This window comes from Hydrogenophaga intermedia, assembly GCF_000723405.1.
Lineage (GTDB): Bacteria > Pseudomonadota > Gammaproteobacteria > Burkholderiales > Burkholderiaceae_C > Hydrogenophaga > Hydrogenophaga intermedia.
In genome coordinates, this window is record NZ_CCAE010000001.1 from 216,387 (window position 1) to 233,300 (window position 16,914).

The 16,914-nt window shown below is 68.1% G+C and carries 17 protein-coding genes; 7 read left to right on the forward strand and 10 right to left on the reverse strand.

Going from position 1 to position 16,914, the window contains the following annotated elements:
* Positions 1-2: 2 nt before the first annotated feature.
* Positions 3-1,658, reverse strand: coding sequence for a hypothetical protein (locus BN948_RS01105; protein ID WP_138819820.1), 1,656 nt, complete (start codon positions 1,656-1,658; stop codon positions 3-5).
* A gap of 334 nt (positions 1,659-1,992) precedes the next feature.
* On the opposite strand from BN948_RS01105, the gene BN948_RS01110 reads away from it, so the two are divergent.
* The gene (locus BN948_RS01110) at positions 1,993-3,054 is read left to right on the forward strand and encodes a histone deacetylase family protein (RefSeq protein WP_009517400.1); all 1,062 of its coding nucleotides are present in this window, start codon (positions 1,993-1,995) and stop codon (positions 3,052-3,054) included.
* A gap of 101 nt (positions 3,055-3,155) precedes the next feature.
* Here BN948_RS01110 and BN948_RS01115 read toward each other — a convergent pair whose 3' ends face one another.
* Both BN948_RS01115 and BN948_RS01120 read right to left on the reverse strand, forming a co-directional pair.
* Entirely contained in the window at positions 3,156-3,704 is a 549-nt protein-coding gene (locus BN948_RS01115; protein WP_009517399.1) for a DUF3455 domain-containing protein, read from the reverse strand.
* Positions 3,705-3,778: 74 nt separating this feature from the next.
* On the reverse strand, positions 3,779-4,348 hold the full coding sequence (locus tag BN948_RS01120; RefSeq protein WP_009517398.1) for a ferritin-like domain-containing protein: 570 nt from the start codon (positions 4,346-4,348) through the stop codon (positions 3,779-3,781).
* Between the two features lie 278 nt (positions 4,349-4,626).
* On the opposite strand from BN948_RS01120, the gene BN948_RS01125 reads away from it, so the two are divergent.
* A complete protein-coding gene (locus BN948_RS01125) occupies positions 4,627-5,172 on the forward strand; it encodes an RNA polymerase sigma factor (RefSeq protein WP_009517397.1) in 546 nt (181 codons plus the stop codon).
* Positions 5,173-5,182: 10 nt separating this feature from the next.
* Complete coding sequence (locus BN948_RS01130; RefSeq protein ID WP_009517396.1) at positions 5,183-5,971, forward strand: anti-sigma factor; 789 nt, start codon at positions 5,183-5,185, stop codon at positions 5,969-5,971.
* A 55-nt stretch (positions 5,972-6,026) separates the two neighbouring features.
* On the opposite strand, the gene BN948_RS01135 is transcribed toward BN948_RS01130, so the two are convergent.
* From BN948_RS01135 to yaaA, 4 genes are all read right to left on the reverse strand, one after another.
* Complete coding sequence (locus tag BN948_RS01135) at positions 6,027-6,389, reverse strand: RNA recognition motif domain-containing protein (RefSeq protein ID WP_272945530.1); 363 nt, start codon at positions 6,387-6,389, stop codon at positions 6,027-6,029.
* 172 nt (positions 6,390-6,561) lie between these two features.
* Entirely contained in the window at positions 6,562-7,413 is an 852-nt protein-coding gene (queF, locus tag BN948_RS01140) for an NADPH-dependent 7-cyano-7-deazaguanine reductase QueF (protein WP_009517394.1), read from the reverse strand.
* Complete coding sequence (locus BN948_RS01145; protein WP_009517393.1) at positions 7,410-8,300, reverse strand: 2OG-Fe(II) oxygenase; 891 nt, start codon at positions 8,298-8,300, stop codon at positions 7,410-7,412. The genes queF and BN948_RS01145 overlap by 4 nt, the downstream gene beginning before the upstream one ends.
* A 14-nt stretch (positions 8,301-8,314) precedes the next feature.
* The gene (gene yaaA / locus BN948_RS01150; RefSeq protein WP_009517392.1) at positions 8,315-9,091 is read right to left on the reverse strand and encodes a peroxide stress protein YaaA; all 777 of its coding nucleotides are present in this window, start codon (positions 9,089-9,091) and stop codon (positions 8,315-8,317) included.
* A 160-nt stretch (positions 9,092-9,251) separates the two neighbouring features.
* Here yaaA and BN948_RS01155 point away from each other — a divergent pair, with 160 nt between their 5' ends.
* The 4 genes from BN948_RS01155 (at position 9,252) to BN948_RS01170 (ending at position 15,040) form a co-directional block, all read left to right on the forward strand.
* Entirely contained in the window at positions 9,252-9,869 is a 618-nt protein-coding gene (locus BN948_RS01155) for a VOC family protein (protein WP_009517391.1), read from the forward strand.
* A 238-nt stretch (positions 9,870-10,107) separates the two neighbouring features.
* Positions 10,108-11,847, forward strand: coding sequence for an FAD-dependent oxidoreductase (locus BN948_RS01160; protein WP_009517390.1), 1,740 nt, complete (start codon positions 10,108-10,110; stop codon positions 11,845-11,847).
* Positions 11,844-12,029, forward strand: a complete 186-nt coding sequence (locus BN948_RS01165) for a DUF2783 domain-containing protein (protein ID WP_009517389.1) — start codon at positions 11,844-11,846, stop codon at positions 12,027-12,029. Before BN948_RS01160 ends, BN948_RS01165 begins: the two co-directional genes overlap by 4 nt.
* 107 nt (positions 12,030-12,136) lie before the next feature.
* Positions 12,137-15,040 (forward strand): valine--tRNA ligase, encoded by a 2,904-nt coding sequence (locus tag BN948_RS01170; protein WP_009517388.1) that lies wholly within the window; start codon positions 12,137-12,139, stop codon positions 15,038-15,040.
* A 3-nt stretch (positions 15,041-15,043) separates the two neighbouring features.
* Here the strand turns inward: BN948_RS01170 and BN948_RS01175 are convergent, their stop codons facing one another.
* From BN948_RS01175 to BN948_RS01185, 3 genes are read right to left on the reverse strand one after another with little or no spacing between them, the layout of a single operon-like run.
* On the reverse strand, positions 15,044-16,102 hold the full coding sequence (locus BN948_RS01175) for an NAD(P)-dependent oxidoreductase (RefSeq protein WP_009517387.1): 1,059 nt from the start codon (positions 16,100-16,102) through the stop codon (positions 15,044-15,046).
* A complete protein-coding gene (locus tag BN948_RS01180) occupies positions 16,102-16,332 on the reverse strand; it encodes a sulfurtransferase TusA family protein (RefSeq protein WP_009517386.1) in 231 nt (76 codons plus the stop codon). The genes BN948_RS01175 and BN948_RS01180 overlap by 1 nt, the downstream gene beginning before the upstream one ends.
* A 33-nt stretch (positions 16,333-16,365) precedes the next feature.
* Positions 16,366-16,911 (reverse strand): NUDIX hydrolase, encoded by a 546-nt coding sequence (locus tag BN948_RS01185; protein WP_009517385.1) that lies wholly within the window; start codon positions 16,909-16,911, stop codon positions 16,366-16,368.
* Positions 16,912-16,914 lie beyond the last annotated feature (3 nt).

Here is a 16,914-nt window from a genome sequence, read left to right on the forward strand (position 1 = left end):
GATCAGTAGAGGTAGACCGCGCCAGACGCCGGGACCGAGGTGTCCGTTGTCGGTGTGGCGCCGATGCCGGTCAGGCCGCTGTTGTCACGGCCGAACACCGCCAGCGTGCCCCGGTGGGCGCTGAGGGCCAGGCTGGCGCCGAAGCGCAGATTGGGCTGGTTGTTGGGTGCCTTGACGGGCACCGGTGCGGACCATGCCCCCATGCCTTCGCGGCGGTACACGAAGGCACTTCCCGACGAGACGGTCAGGCCATCGGGCGCCGGTGCGGCGGTGAGCCCGGACCCCGCCGTGTTTTCATTCGGATCGGTGATCACCAGCGTGGCGCCGTCGGCGTCGGTCGCGAGCGCCACCTTGGTGCCGAAGGCGCCATCGGCAAGGCCCAGGGGCGAGATGAAATCGAGCTCGCGAACCCAGGTCGAGCCCACCAGATGGAACAAGTGGACCCTGCCCAGCACCAGCCCTGCGCCAGCAGTGGTGCCCACGATGGCGCCTGGCTCACCCACCACCATCGTGGTGCCCGCGGACGACAGGGCCACCGAGGCGCCAAAGGCATTGAGCTCCTCGGGCACCGGCGCCTTCAGATAGGTGCTCTGCTCCCATGTAACGCCGTTGCGCTTGAAGACGTACACGGCGCCCGCCGCGCTGGCCGCGTCGTTATCGGTGGCGGGGCTGTCCGGCACCGCCACCAGTGCCCCGTCTTCACCAGCGGCACCGACCACCAGGGTCGCCCTGGTGGCATCGAGTTGCAGGGCTTCACCAAAGGCGTCGTCGCTCTCGGTGTTGCTTCCCCGCAGCGCCTCGCGGTATTCCCAGCCGGCTGGTGTGCGCTGGTACAGCAACACCGATCCCCCGTCGGGACCGTACGGTTGCCCGACCGCCGCCCACTGCCGGTCCTGCGACAGGCTGACCGAGAAGCCGAATTCCGCGCCCGCGACCGGCGTGTCCGCCTTGAAGTAGCTGTCTTGCGCCCACCCACCATTGGCGGCACGCTCGAACACGTAGAAGGCCCCGCTGCGCCCCACCGCGGGCGTTCCGTTGGCGTCTTCAGGCGCGCCCACCAGCAACGTGTAGCCCTGGGCATCGCCTGCCAGGGCCACAGAGGCACCGAAATAGCCGCGCGTCTGCGCGGTAGCGGGCTTGATGTAGGCGTCCCGCACCCAGACACCGTCACTGCGACGAAACACATACACCGCACCGATGCGCGGATCGTTTTCGCCAATGATCTCGGAGAACACCGAATCGATGCCCGCGTTGTCGCCGTTCTCACCCGGAACGCCAACAGCAAAGAGCTGGCCATCGGCCGAGATGGCCAGGCTGGCGCCGAACTGGTCGTCTTCTGCCACCTGCGAGGCCTTGAAGAAGCCGATGCCTCGGTCAATGTCCACGACCCCCGTCGGCGCCGACTCCGTGCAGCCCGTCCCGTTGCAGGCGAGCACCTGGTAGCTCGCGTTGATCCGATCGGGCAGGAAGACCTCGGTCGAGAAGCTATGCTGATCGGCGGGCACTTCGGCGATCACCCGCCCGGCTTGCGGCCCCGCCGGGCCATCGATGTCCTCGATCAGGCGGTAGGTGGTAGCGCCCGCTACCGCACTCCACGCCAGGCTGAAGGTCTTGATGTAGCTCACGTCCACGGTGAGCTGGGGTGCCTGCAGGAGCACGGTGTCACCACCCGTACCGCCCGCGCCGCCGCCTCCCGGCGCGCCGGCTGCGGGGCCGGCTGCCTCGGGGTCGCACCAGGGTTGACCCCCACAGGCGACAAGCACCAGGCACGCCAACACCCCACCGACCGACAGCACACGCATAAGCATTCCTTCGACACGCACGAAGCAGGCGCGACGAGGAGTACGCGCGACCGCGGGCGCATCTTCGAAACAGATGCCTCGACTATTCGCCCATGGGCGACGGAGGTGCACACTGCGGGCGTCAATGTGCCGGTCCTACTCCGGTGGCAGTAGCGGCGCGCGCCTCCAATTCCTTCCGCACCACAACAACATGCACACCTTCCTGAACCCCCTGCATGGCGCCCACGTCGGCCGGCACGAGATGTTTCGCGGCCGACTGGTGGACAGCCACGAAAGCCCAGCGCGGGTGGAACACGTACTTTCCGAGTGGCGCCGCCGCCCGCTGGGCGAGCTGCGCGAACCGGCGATGAGCGACGACGAATTGATGCCCGCGCTACGGGCCGTGCACGAGCCGCGCTACCTCGACTTCCTGCGATCCGCCTGGGACGACTGGGTGGCGCTGGATCCGGCCAACGCCGCCATCGACGCCCTGCCCTCGGTCTGGCCATTGCCGAATCGCCACGGCTTCCGCCAGGATGGCTGGCCCGAGAACATCGCCGCGCGCCTGGGCCAGTTCGCCTTCGATTCGGGCACGCCGCTCACCGCCGGCAGTTGGGTAGCCGCGCGCGCGGGCGCTGCCTGTGCGTTGAGCGCCGCGCAGGCCGTGCTTGGCGGTGATCGGTGCGCCTTCGCCCTCACGCGCCCGCCCGGCCACCACGCGGGCCCGGGTTTCTACGGCGGCTACTGCTTCCTCAACAACGCGGCCATCGCGGCACAGGCCCTGCGCGACGGCGGCCATGCGCGCGTGGCCGTGCTCGACGTGGACTACCACCACGGCAACGGCACGCAGACGGTGTTCTATGAGCGCGCCGACGTGCTGACGCTCTCGATCCACGGCGACCCGCGCACCGAGTACCCCTTCTTCCTCGGGCACGCCGACGAGCGCGGCGCGGGCGCCGGCGAAGGCTTCAACCGCAACTGGCCGCTGCCGCGCGGCACGGGCCTGGCACCCTGGTGCGCCGCGTTCGACGAAGCCCTGCAGGCCGTGGCCGACTTCGGCGCCACCGCGCTGGTGGTGCCACTGGGCCTGGACACCTTCGAGGGCGACCCGATCTCGGGCTTCAAGCTGCGCTCGGCCGACTACGCGGGCATCGGCGCGGCCCTGGCCTCGCTGAAGCTGCCCACCGTGATCACCTTCGAGGGCGGCTACGCGGTGGCCGAGGTTGGCATCAACACCGTGAACCTGCTCGAGGGCTTCGAGCGCGCCGCCTGAGCACGACCGCGCGAGAAAAAGCGCCCTGCGACGATCCACCGTTCGCAGGGCCAAAAGGGCCCGGAGGCCCGCACCCGTGGAGGCCCTGCGAACGCGGGCGCTCAGCCCGCCTTGTAGAAGATGTAGTCGGCGCGGTATTGCACGATCTGCTTCGCACCCACATTGCCTGCGCCGCACGCCATGGCCGGTGCCACGCCGCCCATGGTCGCCACGCGCTGGATGTAGGTCACGCCCTGCATCGCGCCCATGCCCATGGCCGGGTTGGCTTTGACGAGCTGCATGGGAATGTTGCCGGTGCCACCGGGGGCCACGGCCAGTTGCGTGCCGGTGATCTTCGAGCCGTCCATGGACTCCCAGGTGGCGGGCGGGCCGTAGTACTTGCCCACCTGCTTGCCGCCACGGTCCATCAGCTTGGCGTCGGGGCCGGCGAAGACCCATTCGAACTGGCCAGCCATGCCCTGTTTGGCGCGGCACTCGTACGTGATGTCGCCCGCGCCCACGGTCTCCATGGCCACGCGGTGGCCAGCAGGGACTTTCACGGCATCGGGCAGACCGGCCTGCGAATACATCATGGGCTTGCCCCCCATGGAGGAAGCGCAGGCGGTCATGGCGAGAACGGCCGAAACGGCCAGGGTGGTCTTGAGGATCATGGAAATGCTCCGGTCAAAGGTTGAGGGAGGGAAACGTCGGGTGGGTGCATGGCCCACCCGTGTAGGAATGGCGTTCAGGCGCCGAAGGACAGCGCGCTGGCGGGCAGCGGGCGCCCCAGCGCACTGGTGAGGACGGTGAAGTGCATGGCCTCGTCGGCCGCCAGGCGGGAGGCGACCTGGGCGAGTTCGCGGTCGCCCAGCGCGGGGATCACGCTGATGTAGGCGTTGGTCGCGCCCAGCTCCAGGCGCGTGGCCAGCGACAGCACGTCGGCCTGGCTTTTGAGCGTGTCGGCCTTGAGGTCCTTGGCGTACTCGTCGAGCTTCTTCTCCGCCACGGGTTGACCACCGAGCTTGCGGATGGTGGCGGCCAGCGCATCGCGGTGCGCCTTGTGGTGGCCCTGGAACTGCACGGCCACGTCCAGCACAGGCTTCTTCAGCAGGCCACTGCCGGCCCCCAGCTGGTAGGCGTTGATGGCCTCGTGCTCGAGGCCGAGCGCGATGTTGAGGATGTCGACGTCCTTAGACGTGTCTCCTTTCATGCCCTGGGCCAGGGCCGGCCGCCCGGCGAGCAGCGCCAGGCCGACGGCGGACAGGGTGGTGCCGGAGCGCAGAAAGGCACGGCGTTGTTCGTGGGTGGTGCTCATGGTCTTGTCTCTCGTGAAGGTTGTGAGTGGGGAGAACGACGGCCGTCGAAGCGAATACGCGGGGCGCCCCCGCAGCGGATTCAGGGAACCCGACTGTTTTGCTCGGTTGTGCGGATCCGCTCGGTGGCGTTGAATCCACACGGGACAAGCCGGCGTAGTGATGAGAGACAAGACCCCCCACAATGCGCCGCATGAGCGCCGCACGGCCGCCCGATGGCGCTCGCATCGCAGCGCATTGCGCGGAGGACTCATTGCCCGCTGACCAAGACGACCTCCTCATGGACCTGATCGACCGCATCGCCCGGCGCGACGAAGCCGCGCTGAAGGCGCTCTACGACCTCACGGCGCGCAAGCTGTACGGCCTGTCGCTGCGCGTGGTCGGATCGGCTGAGCGGGCCGAGGACGTGCTGCAGGAGAGTTACCTGCAGATCTGGCGCAACGCGGGCGAGTACCGCGCCGCGCTCTCGCCGCCCATGGCCTGGCTGGGTCTCATCGTGCGCAGCCGCTCGCTGGACAACCTGCGCCGCCGCGCGGCCGAGCGCGCGCACCTGACGCAAGACCTCGACGAGACCCTGTCCGACACCCTGGAAGGCGATGCACCGAACCCCATGGACACCAGCCTGGCGAGCCAGCAGGCCTGGGCCCTGCACCAGTGCCTGGGGCAACTGGAAAACCGGCAGCGCGAGGTGATCAGCCTGGCCTACCTGCGCGACCTGAGCCATGGCGAGTTGGCCGAGCGCCTGGCTCTGCCGCTGGGCACGGTGAAGACGTGGATCCGCCGCGGCCTGGACAAGCTGCGCGATTGCATGGCGCGTTTCGCCTGAGGCCACGACCATGCAACCGCAACGCCACCCCGAACTCCTGCAGCGCCTGGCCGCCGCGTACGCGCTGGGCACGCTGCGCGGTGGTGCGCGCCGGCGCTTCGAGACCATCGCGCGAGAACAACCTGTGGTGCGCGCGGCGGCCATCGAATGGCAGACCCGTGTGGCCAGCCTGAACGAGCTGCAGGCCAGCGCCGAACCCGCGCCACAGGTGTGGACCCGCATCCAGAACCTGGTGCGCGCCGAGGGAGAGCGCATCGCCATCGAGCAGCAGCGCGCACCTTCGGCCACCACGTCACCACGCGGCTGGTGGCACAGCCTCGCGCTGTGGCGCGGCGCGGGCCTGGCGGGCCTGTGCACCGTGGTGGCGGCGCTGGTGCTGTTGCCCGGGCTGCGGGGCGAGTTGGACCGGCGTGGCGCCGAGGTGGCCGAACTGCAACGCCAATTGCTGGCCACTCCCGACGTGCGCTACGTGGCCGTGCTCAACGACGACCAGGCCAAGCCGGCCGTTCTGGTCACCTTCGACACCCGGCACAACCGCTTGAGCCTGCAGCGTGTAGGCGGCTACCAGGAAGCGGCCGACCGCTCGCTGCAGCTCTGGGCCCTGCCACCGGGCGCGGCGCCGCGCTCGCTGGGCGTACTCTCGCCCGAGCGGCTGTTGCAGTTGGCGGCGAGCGAGAACGCGGTGAGCGAGGTGCCTGCGCTGGCGATCAGCCTGGAGCCGCTGGGCGGCGTGCCCAGCGAACGCGGCCCCACCGGTCCGGTGCTGTTCCATGGACCGCTGATCCAGAAGCAGATTTGAAGCGGCCAAGGAAAAAGCCGGCGCGGGCGCCGGCTTTTTATGGAGCGGTCAGGGCTTAGTAGCGCGGACCGTTGCTGCGGTAACCACCGCCGCCGCCGCCTTCTTTCGGGCGCGACACGTTGACGACGATCTGGCGGCCGTCGACCGATTGGCCGTTGAGGCCGTTGATGGCGGCTTGCGCCTCGGCCTCGGAGGCCATTTCCACGAAGCCGAAACCCTTGGAGCGGCCGCTGTCGCGGTCGGTCATGACCTTGGCGGAGGCCACGTTGCCGAATTCGGAGAAGTTGTGACGAAGCGAGTCGTCGTTGACGGAGTAGGGCAGGTTGCCCACGTACAGTTTGCTGCTCATGACTGAGCCTTTCAGAGAAGCGGGCCGGCCTGCAATGGCACAAGCGCCGCGAGAGAGGGTGGTTGCCACGTGAAAGTGGGCCACCTGAGAAGACCGCCAACCCGCGAGGGACCGAACGGTCAGTGATCGGCCACGCGAGGTGGCGAAGCGGGCGATCCTACGCGGGATGCCCCGAATCACCTAAGGGTTTCGGTGAATCCACGATCGGACTGACCAGCGGTAGCACCGCCCGCCACGGTGTTCACTGTCGCGCGGTGCGCACATTGGCCGGCGGCTGCTGCGGGTGACTGCTGCGCCAGGGGTTGATGTCGAGCCCGCCACGGCGCGTGTAGCGCGCGTAAACGCTCAGCTTCGCGGGCTTGCAGCGCGTCCACACGTCCATGTAGATGCGCTCCACGCACTGCTCGTGGAATTCGTTGTGGTTGCGAAAGCTCACCAGGTACTGCAACAGGCCCGCCTGGTCGATCTGCGGGCCGCTGTACGTGATCTGCACGCTGCCCCAGTCGGGCTGGCCGGTGACGAGGCAGTTGCTCTTGAGCAGGTGGCTCACCAGGGTTTCGTTCACCGGCTGCTCATCGAAGGCGGCGGTGAGCAGCTCGGGCGCGGGCTGGTAGCGCGTGCACTCCACGTCGAGCCGGTCCAGGCTCAGGCCGTCGAGTTCGTGAATGGGTTCGGCGTCGAAGCGCTCGGGCGACAGCAGCTTCACGCCCACGCCCGCCTGCACCGGCCCGCCGTGCCACACCGCCGTGCCGAGGTCGGCGCGCAGCCGCGCCTGCACCGCCTCGGCGCTGTCGAAAGCCGAGTTGTTGAAGCTGTTGAGGTAGAGCTTGAAGGACTTGCTCTCCACGATGTGCGTGCTCTCGCAGGGCACGGTGATGTGCGCGATGGCCACCTGCGGCTTGCCGCGCGGGTTCAGCCAGGACAGCTCGTAGGCGGTCCACAGGTCGCAGCCCATGAAGGGCACGCTGCCGACGATGCCGATCTCGCGCCGCTTGGCCTCGCGCGGCAAGGGGAAGATGAGCGAGGGGTCGTAGCGATCGACGTAGGCCGAGGCCTTGCCGAGCTGGGATTGTTCGGGGGTGTTGGCGTTCATTGGAATTCGCGTTCGCGCAACCATTTGGTGGCGACCCACTTCTCGCCCTCGAGCACCGGCGCGCCGCCGTGCAGGCTGCGCGTGGTGGGGTGCGGGCGGTCGTAGCTGAAAAAGACGGCGGAGCCTTTCACGGGCGCGACCTCCAGCCCCACGTCGGGGAAGGTGGTGCCGCCGCCGCGCGCGGGCTCATTGAGGTACATCACCAGCGTGGCCACGCGCTGGCCGCCGCGCTTGAGGATGGTGGGCGTGCCGGCTTCCTTGGGGTCGAAGTAGTCGTAGTGCGGCTTGTACTCGGCACCCGGGCGGTAGTGCAGCACCTGCAGGCCCTCGCCGTTTTCCACCGGCCAGCCCACCAGCCGCGCGATGCGCCGTTCCACCGCCGTCACCTCGGGCGTCTGCCCGCGCGTGAAGAACATGCCGCTGCTGGTGCGGTCGGCGTTGAGTTCCTCGCCGCCAGTGGCCGTCTGCACCGTGAGCGAGCGCGCGAGCTTGGGTTTGGCCGATTCGATGATCGCATCGCACTCCTCGGCGCTGAGCAGGTTGCCCAGCACTACCACGCGCGGATGGTTCATGTGCGTGATGATGTCCACCCAGCGGTCGCCCGCGTCGATGCGGCGCGGCGAGCCCGAGGTGTCGATGACGGGCACGGCGGAGCCCTGGCCCAGCGCGCCCTGCACGGCCTCGCGCACCTCGGGAGCGGCTTGCGAGAGCGCGTCGGGCGAGACGGTGGACAGGTGCTCCAGCAGCGTCTGTTCGAGCGCGGCCTCGGCCACACCAGCGTTCCAGCCGGCGTCGAGCATGGACTTGAGCACGGACTCGGGCGTGCAGCCGGCGCTGGCCTGTTCGATGATCCAGCGGCGCAATTCAGGCGTGACGGTCTGGGACATGGCGCTCTCCCCTGTCAGGGCTTGGCCTCGCGCCGGAACACCAGGCGATCGGGTCCGGAGGCGTCGGCGGTAAAACGGTAGCCTTCCAGGTCGAAGGCCTTGAGTTGTTCGGGCGTGCTGGCGCGGTGCTGTACGGCCCAGCGCACCATGAGCCCGCGCGCGCGCTTGGCCATGAAGCTGATGACCTTGTAACCCGCGGGCTTGCGTTCCTCGAACGCGCAAGTCACCACACGCGGGCGCAGCGCCTTCAGGTCCACGGCCTTGAAGTACTCCTCGCTGGCCAGGTTGATGACCACGGGGCTCTTGTCGGCCAGGGCGCGCTCGTTGAGGTAGTCGGCGATGCGGCTGCCCCAGAAGGCGTAGAGGCTGGCGCCAGCTTTCGTCTTCAGGCGCGTGCCCATTTCCAGCCGGTAGGGCTGCATCCAGTCGAGCGGGCGCAGCACGCCGTACAGGCCGCTGAGGATGCACAGATGCGCCTGCAGCCAGTCGAGTTCCTCGGCCGACAGGGTTTTGGCGTCCAGCCCGCCGTAGACGTCGCCGTCGAAGGCCAATACCGCCTGCTTGGAATTCTTTGCCGTGAACTTGGGGCTCCAGGCCTCGTAGCGCGCGGCGTTGAGCGAGGCGAGCTTGTCCGACAGGTCCATGAGGGTGCCGATCTGCTGCGGCGTCTTGCGCTTGAGCACATCGATCAACTCGACCGATTGCTCGACGAACAGCGGCTGCGTGTGCGCCTTCACATGGGGGGGCGTCTCGTAATCGAGCGCCTTGGCGGGCGAGATCAGGAATAGCATGGATGAACGGTGGAACCGGGCCGGGCCGATGGAGACCGCAATTATCGCGAAGCCCTACCCGGGCACCCCACCTCAAGGCCTTCGGCACCACCCGGCGAATTACGTTTGGAGAAATGCGTTTCGCTATGGTAAATTTCAGAGACCGTTCAAGGAGACAGCCATGACGTCCGTGAAACCCCAGGCCGGCCTGCCCGCGCCGGCCCCGATCCAGCAGTTGCATCACTACGCCTACCGCGCCCGCGACGCGGAGGAAACGCGGCATTTCTACGAGGACATCCTGGGCCTGCCGCTGTACCACATCATCCAGAGCGACTACGTGCCGAGCACGGGTGAGTACTGCCCGTACACGCACTTCTTCTTCCGCCTGCAGGACGGCTCGTTCATCGCTTTTTTCGACCTGGGCGACGACGAAGCGGCGCTGCCGAGCCCGAACACGCCGAAGTGGGTGAACCACATCAGTTTCCGGGTGAACACCACCGGTGAGCTGGAGAACACGAAGGCGCGCCTTGAGGCGCACGGGATCGAGGTGCTGGGGGTGACGGACCACCACATCTTCAAGAGCATTTACTTCTTCGACCCGAACGGGATCCGTCTGGAGTTGACGGCTCAGTTGGCTGACGAGTTCCAGATGCTGCAGGAGAGCAAGACGGCGCATGCGCGGCTGGGTGAATGGAACGCACGCAAGGAGCAGTGGCGCAAGGAGCGAGCCGAGGGCAAGGGTGCTGCGCCGCTGAAGCCGCAGCAGAACGATCGGCCGGAGGTGGGGGCGAAGGTCTAGGCGCTCCCGGGTTTTCTCCGGCGGCACCGGGCACTTGAGCGGTCCGCACGCCAAGGTGTTGGCAGCTCGCGGACGCTGGGTGCCTTGTGTAGCGAAATAAAGGAGGAGGACCGGGCAAAGCCCGGTCCGGGGGACATTCGCGGAACAAGGCACCCAGTGGCCGCGAGCCAGCGAGGTGTCACGAGCGAAATGAAGCGCGACGAACGAAACGACAACCGATGACAACGAGGACCGGAAGATGTCGCTGAACACATACAAGGACGTGGCCCACACCAACGGCTACGAGTTCACCCAGGGCGGCGGCTACGAACTGCCCAGCTACCCCTTCGTTCCCCCGCCTGAAATCGGCGGCAAGACACCCGCGAAACACCCCATCGTCATCGTCGGCGGCGGCATCACCGGCCTCACCCTCGCCTGCTCCCTCGCCCGTCTGGGCGTCAAGGCCATCCTGCTCGATGAGGACGACACCGTCGGCGTCAAGGGCGCCTCCTCTCGCGGCATCTGCTACACGCAGAAGTCGCTCGAGATCTTCGAACGCCTGGGCGTGTACGAACACATCGCCGCCAAAGGCACGCAATGGAGCGTGGGCCGCACCTTCGCCGGCGACGACGAGGTCTACAGCTTCGACCTGCGCCAGCAAGGCAGCTTCAACCTCAGCCAGCAGCCGCCCTTCATCAACATCCAGCAGTTCTACATCGAGGCTTTCCTGGTCGACCGCATCCGGCAACTCGGCCATGTGGAACTGCGCTGGCGCAACCGGCTCACCGGCTTCGAGCAGAACGAGCGCACCGCCACGCTCACCGTGGAAACGCCCGCGGGCGACTACCGCATCGAGGCCGAGCACGTCATCGACGCCACCGGCAGCAACAGCCCCTTGCGCAAGTGGCTGAACGTGCCTTTCGACAGCAAACGCGGCGACGACCGCTGGTGCATCGCCGACGTGCGCTTCAGCACCCGCCCGCCAACCGAGCGCCACACCTGGATCGAAGCGCCCTTCAACGAGAACCGCGCCGTCTGGCAGCACCTGATGGCCGACGACGTCTGGCGCATCGACTACCAGATGGCGCCCAACGCCGACCCGGCCCACGTGAGCCGCGAGGACGTGGTGCGCGAGCGCCTGGCGCGCCAGTTCGGCGCTGGTGTGGAGGTGGAGATCGTGTGGGTGGGCCCCTACGCCTACCGCAGCGAGTGCGTGCACAGCATGCGCAGCGGCCGCGTGTACTTCATGGGCGACTCGGCCAAGGTGGTCAGCCCCTTTGGCGCTCGCGGTGGCAACACCGGCGTGGCCGACGCCGACAACCTGGCCTGGAAGCTCGCCGCCGTGCAACGTGGCCAGGCCGCGCCCGCGCTGCTCGACAGCTACGAGGACGAGCGCCTGGAAGCCGCGCGCGAGAACGTGCGCGTCACCAACCGCACCGCGCGCTTCCTGCGCCCAGCCGACGGCATCGAGCGCGTGTACCGCGACGCCGCCATCGCCCTGGCCAAGCGCCACCCGTTCGCACGCGCCCTGGTCAACACCGGTCGCATGGCCGTGGCCAACCCGTACACGCGTTCGCGCATCTGCCAATACACGCCGGGCAGCGCAGCCGGTCAGTCGGTGCAGAACGTCGAATTCCGCTGGGCCAACGGCCGAACCGGGCGAATGAACCAGTTGCTGGACTGGGCCGGTGGCGATCTGCTCTTGCTGTGCTTCGGGGCGTTGAGCGCCGCCGCACTGCGCCGCCTGCGCGAGGTGCTGGCCACCACGCCGCTGCGCGCGTTGCAGGTGCCGGCCGGCCGCGAGTCGGCCCAGGCCGACGAGCACGTTCGGGATCCGAAAGGCCACCTGCGCGGTGCCTGTGGCCTGCCCGCAGGCGACGAACCCGCCTGGGCCCTGGTGCGCCCCGACGGATACCTCGCCGCCAGCGGCGACACCATCGACGGCCGTCTGGTGCAGGCCATCGGCCTCACCCTCGGTCTCACCGGAGTGCACGCATGATCACCACCCCCAACTGGCAGGACGCCGACACCTTCTACGAACAACTGCTCGACGCGCAAGTGAACCTGTCGCCCGAGCAGCAACAGGCCTTCTGCGCGCGCCTGGTCCTGCTGCTGGCCAACCAGGTGGGCGACGCCGCCGTGTTGACCGAGTGCATCCAGGCGGCCCGCGAGGCCGGCTGAGCACACCCCGACGACCCATGTCCCAGGGGGCGCCGGGCTAAAATGCCCGCTTCCCCCGTCATCTCCAACGGCATCCCACGGGATGCCGTTGCCATTACTGGCACCCCATGACCGACACCGTGCAGCAACCCGGCCTGGCCTCGCTGGCCAAGTCCTTCGAACCCGCCCCCATCGAAGCCCGCTGGGGCCCCTGGTGGGAGCAGCGCGGCGTCGGCAAGGCCGGGTTCCGCGGCACGGGCGAGGCCAAGGCCGGCGCACCCGCGTTCAGCATCCAGCTGCCGCCGCCGAACGTGACCGGCACCCTGCACATGGGCCACGCGTTCAACCAGACCATCATGGACAGCCTGACGCGCTACCACCGCATGATGGGCGCGAACACCCTGTGGGTCCCGGGCACCGACCACGCCGGCATTGCCACGCAGATCGTCGTCGAGCGGCAACTGCAAGAACAGAAGATCAGCCGTCACGACCTCGGCCGCGAGGCCTTCACGAAGAAGGTCTGGGAGTGGAAGGAGAAAAGCGGCAACACGATCACCACGCAAATGCGCCGCATGGGCGACACCGTGGATTGGTCGCGCGAGTACTTCACCATGGACGACAAGCTCTCGTCGGTGGTCACCGAGACCTTCGTGCGCCTGTACGAGCAGGGCCTCATCTACCGCGGCAAACGCCTGGTCAACTGGGACCCGGTGCTCAAATCGGCGGTGAGCGACCTCGAGGTCGAGTCGGTCGAGTCCGAAGGCAAGATGCACTACATCTGCTACCCGTTTGTGGACGGGCCGCAGATGATCGATGGCCAGTTGACGCGCGGCATGACCATCGCCACCACGCGCCCCGAGACCATGCTGGCCGACGGCGCCCTGGCCGTGCACCCCGAGGACGATCGTTACCGCCACCTCGTCGGCAAATATGTCGATCTGCCGCTGTGCGACCGCCAGATCCCCATCATCGCGGACGACTTCGTGGACCGCGAGTTCGGCTCGGGCTGCGTGAAGATCACCGGCGCGCACGACTTCAACGACTACGCCTGCGCGCTGCGGCACAACATCCCGCTTATCACCATCTTCACGCTGGACGCGAAGGTGAACGAGAACGGCCCCAAGGCCTACCAAGGCCTGGACCGCTTCGACGCCCGCAAGGCCGTGGTGGCCGACCTGGAGACCCAGGGCTTCCTGCTGGAAGTGAAGCCGCACAAGCTCATGCTGCCGATCTGCGCGCGCACCGGCCAGGTGGTGGAGCCCATGCTCACGGACCAGTGGTTCGTGGCCATGACGAAAGTCAGCGACAAGGATCCGACGGGCAAGAGCATTGCGCAGAAGGCGATCGATGCGGTCGATTCGGGTGAAGTGAAGTTCGTGCCCGAGAACTGGGTCAACACCTACGACCAGTGGATGAAGAACATCCAGGACTGGTGCATCAGCCGCCAACTCTGGTGGGGCCACCAGATCCCCGCCTGGTACGACGAGGACGGCAAGATCTACGTGGCGCGCAACGAGGCCGACGCCAAAGCCCAGGCACCGGGCAAGACGCTCACTCGCGACCCCGATGTGCTCGACACCTGGTACTCGTCTGCGCTCGTGCCCTTCAGCACCATGGGCTGGCCGGATCAGAAGAGCGGCCCCACCGAGGACTACGACGTCTACCTGCCCAGCAGCGTGCTGGTCACAGGCTACGACATCATTTTCTTCTGGGTCGCGCGCATGATCATGATGACGACCCACTTCACCGGTCGCGTGCCCTTCCGCCACGTCTACATCCACGGTCTGGTGCGTGACGCGCAGGGGCGCAAGATGAGCAAGAGCGAAGGCAACGTGCTCGACCCGGTTGACCTGATCGACGGCATCGCGCTGGCGCCGCTGCTGGACAAGCGCACCACCGGCCTGCGCAAGCCCGAGACCGCGCCGCGCGTGCGCAAGGACACCGAGAAGGAGTTCCCCGAGGGCATTCCCGCCTACGGCGCCGACGCGCTGCGCTTCACCTTCGCCGCGCTGGCCTCGCTGGGCCGCAGCATCAACTTCGACAGCAAGCGCTGCGAGGGCTACCGCAACTTCTGCAACAAGCTCTGGAACGCCACGCGTTTCGTGCTGATGAACTGCGAAGGGCAGGACTGCGGGCTGCAGGAGCACACCAAGGAAGAGTGCGCCGTCGGCCAGCCCTTCCACGGCTACCTGAGCTTCAGCCAGGCAGACCGCTGGATTTCGTCGACCCTGCAGCGCACCGAGGCCAGCGTGGCCCAGGGCTTCGCCGAGTACCGCCTCGACAACGTCGCCAACGCCCTCTACGACTTCGTGTGGAACGAGTTCTGCGACTGGTACCTGGAGATCGCCAAGGTGCAGATCCAGACCGGCGACGCCGCACAGCAGCGCGCCACGCGCCGCACGCTTATCCGCACGCTGGAGGCCATCCAGCGCCTGGCGCACCCCATCATTCCCTTCATCACCGAAGAGCTGTGGCAGAAGGTGGCGCCAGTGGCCGGCCGCGCGGGCGAGTCGGTGGCCCTGGCCGCCTACCCCGTGAGCCAGCCCGAGCGCGTCGACGAGGCCGCCGAGGCGCACGTCGTTCGTCTGAAGAAGCTGGTGGACGCCTGCCGCACGCTGCGCGGCGAGATGGGCGTGTCCCCGGCACAGCGCCTGCCGCTGTACACCGTGGGCGACGCCGAGTTCCTGCGCGCTGCCGCGCCGGTGCTGCAGGCCCTGGCCAAGCTGGCCGAAGTGCGCGTGTTCGACGACGAGGCCGCCTGGGCCCAGGCCGCGGGCGCGGCACCGGTGGCCGTGGTGGGCGAGGCGCGCCTGTGCCTGTTCATGGAAATCGACGTGGCGGCCGAGAAGGCTCGCCTGGGCAAGGAAGCCGCGCGCCTGCAGGGCGAGATCACCAAGGCCCAGGGCAAGCTCGGCAACGAGGGCTTCGTGGCGCGCGCGCCAGCGGCGGTGATCGATCAGGAGAAGCAGCGCCTGGCCGACTTCGGCGCCACGCTGGAAAAAGTGCAGGCCCAGCTCGCGCGACTGGGCTGAGGCTCAGTCTCTGGAGAGGGCCGCGAGCGAGGCCCATTGTGAAGGTGAGGCCGACTGCGGCGGGTCGCCCGACTCCGGGAAGCCCAGGCTGTCGAGCATCGCGAAATCGCTGCTGCCGGGCTCGCGGCGGGCATCGTCGGGCGACAGCGTTTCGTGGATGCGGTGCGCCAGGTACCAACTGGCGCGCAGCTTGGCCTCGCGCGTGTGCGAGCCCAGACGCGGCGTGAGGTGCAGGTTGGGAATGCCGTACAGTGGCGAGCCCGGCGCTGCGAACTGCGCGTTCGCGCCGTCGAGCAGGCAGGCGTCGATGCGGCCGTCGCACAAGGCCAGTGCCAAGGCCTCGGGCTCGAACAGCGCGCTGCGGCTCACGCCGACCCAGAGCTGGCCGGTCTTGCAGTGGTTGAGCAGGCGCTCGTTGATCCAGCCCTTGAAACGCGAGGCGTAGACCATCTGCAGCGAGATGGCGTCGGAGCGCTCGAGCAGTTCCTGCAGGGGCACGGGCTCCACGTGCAGCTTGTCCCACAGCTCGGCGGCGTGGTGCACGGCCGGGTCGTAGCCCAGCACGCGCACGCCCAGGCTGCGCAGCATCGGCGCCAGCGTGTGCGCCACAGGCGCCAGGCCCAACAAGCCCACGGTGCTGCCCGCGAGTTCGCGGCCCATGCGCACCTGGCCCAGCTTGCGGCCCAGCAAGGCGCTCACCATGCCCCGGCGGTAGAGCATGAGCAGCCCGTAGAGAAGGTATTCGGCGTTGGAGCGCACCGTGGCGCTGCGCGCCTGCAGCACGCGCACGTGGCGCTGCGCGCAGGCGTTGAGGTCGGTGTTGTCGCTGGAGATCTGCATGCGCGCGACCATCATCAGGTTCGGCGCATGGTCGAGGAATTCCTGGGAGACCACCACGTGGGGTGGCAGCACCACCGCGCGGGCGTCGGCCAGCGCGCGGCGCAACTCGGCCGGGTCGTCGGCCAGCTCGGGCAGGTAGACCACGTCATGGCGTTCCTGCAGCCACGCCAGGGCTTCGGGCACCAGCGGATCAACGAGCAGGACGTCCATGGGGGTGGGCATCAGCGGCGCTTGAGCACCGAGATGAAATCGCCGCCCGCCGTTTCCTGGTGGACGAGCAGGTTGCCGGTCTGCTTGGCGAAGGCCTGGAAATCGCGCACCGAGCCGGCGTCGGTGGCCACCACCTTGAGCGTCTGGCCGCTGTGCATCTCGGCGAGGGCTTTCTTGGCCTTCAGGATGGGCAGCGGGCAGTTCAGGCCCCGGGCGTCGAGTTCTCGGTCAGCGGCGATCATGGAAGCAGGGCTCCGTGAGGGAAACGGCGCATTTTAGGCTGCGTCGGCCTTTGGTGTGTCGTCAAGGAATTGGGGCTGATGGCCCTGTGACAAAAGCCACTGGGCCAGGGCCAGTCCCGTCCCGGCTCGCCAACAGCGCACCGCCGCTGGCGCCAGCAGCCGGTACTCCGACAGCTCGGGTGAGAGGCGCACCATGCCCCGACAGCGGGCGTGGTAGCTGATGATGACCTGGTTCATGCGCTGGAAGTCGTGCACGGCCACCAGGCTCAGGGACTCGGTCTCCAGCGAGGTTTCCTCGGCGATCTCGCGACGGATGCCGTCCTCGGGCGTTTCGCCGGCTTCCATGAAACCGGTGATCAGGCCGAAGAAGCGACCCGGCCAGGCGGCGTTGCGAGCCAGCAGGATCTGCCCATCGAGCTCGACGATGGCCGCGAGCACCGGCGTGGGGTTGTTCCAGTGGGTGTAGTCGCAGGCCGGGCAGCGCAGGCGCCGCTTGTCGCCGCCGTCCTCGGCCTGCACGATCTCGCGCAGCGCGGTGGCGCACTGCGGGCAATAGCGGAATGCGCCGTCGCCGCTCACGGG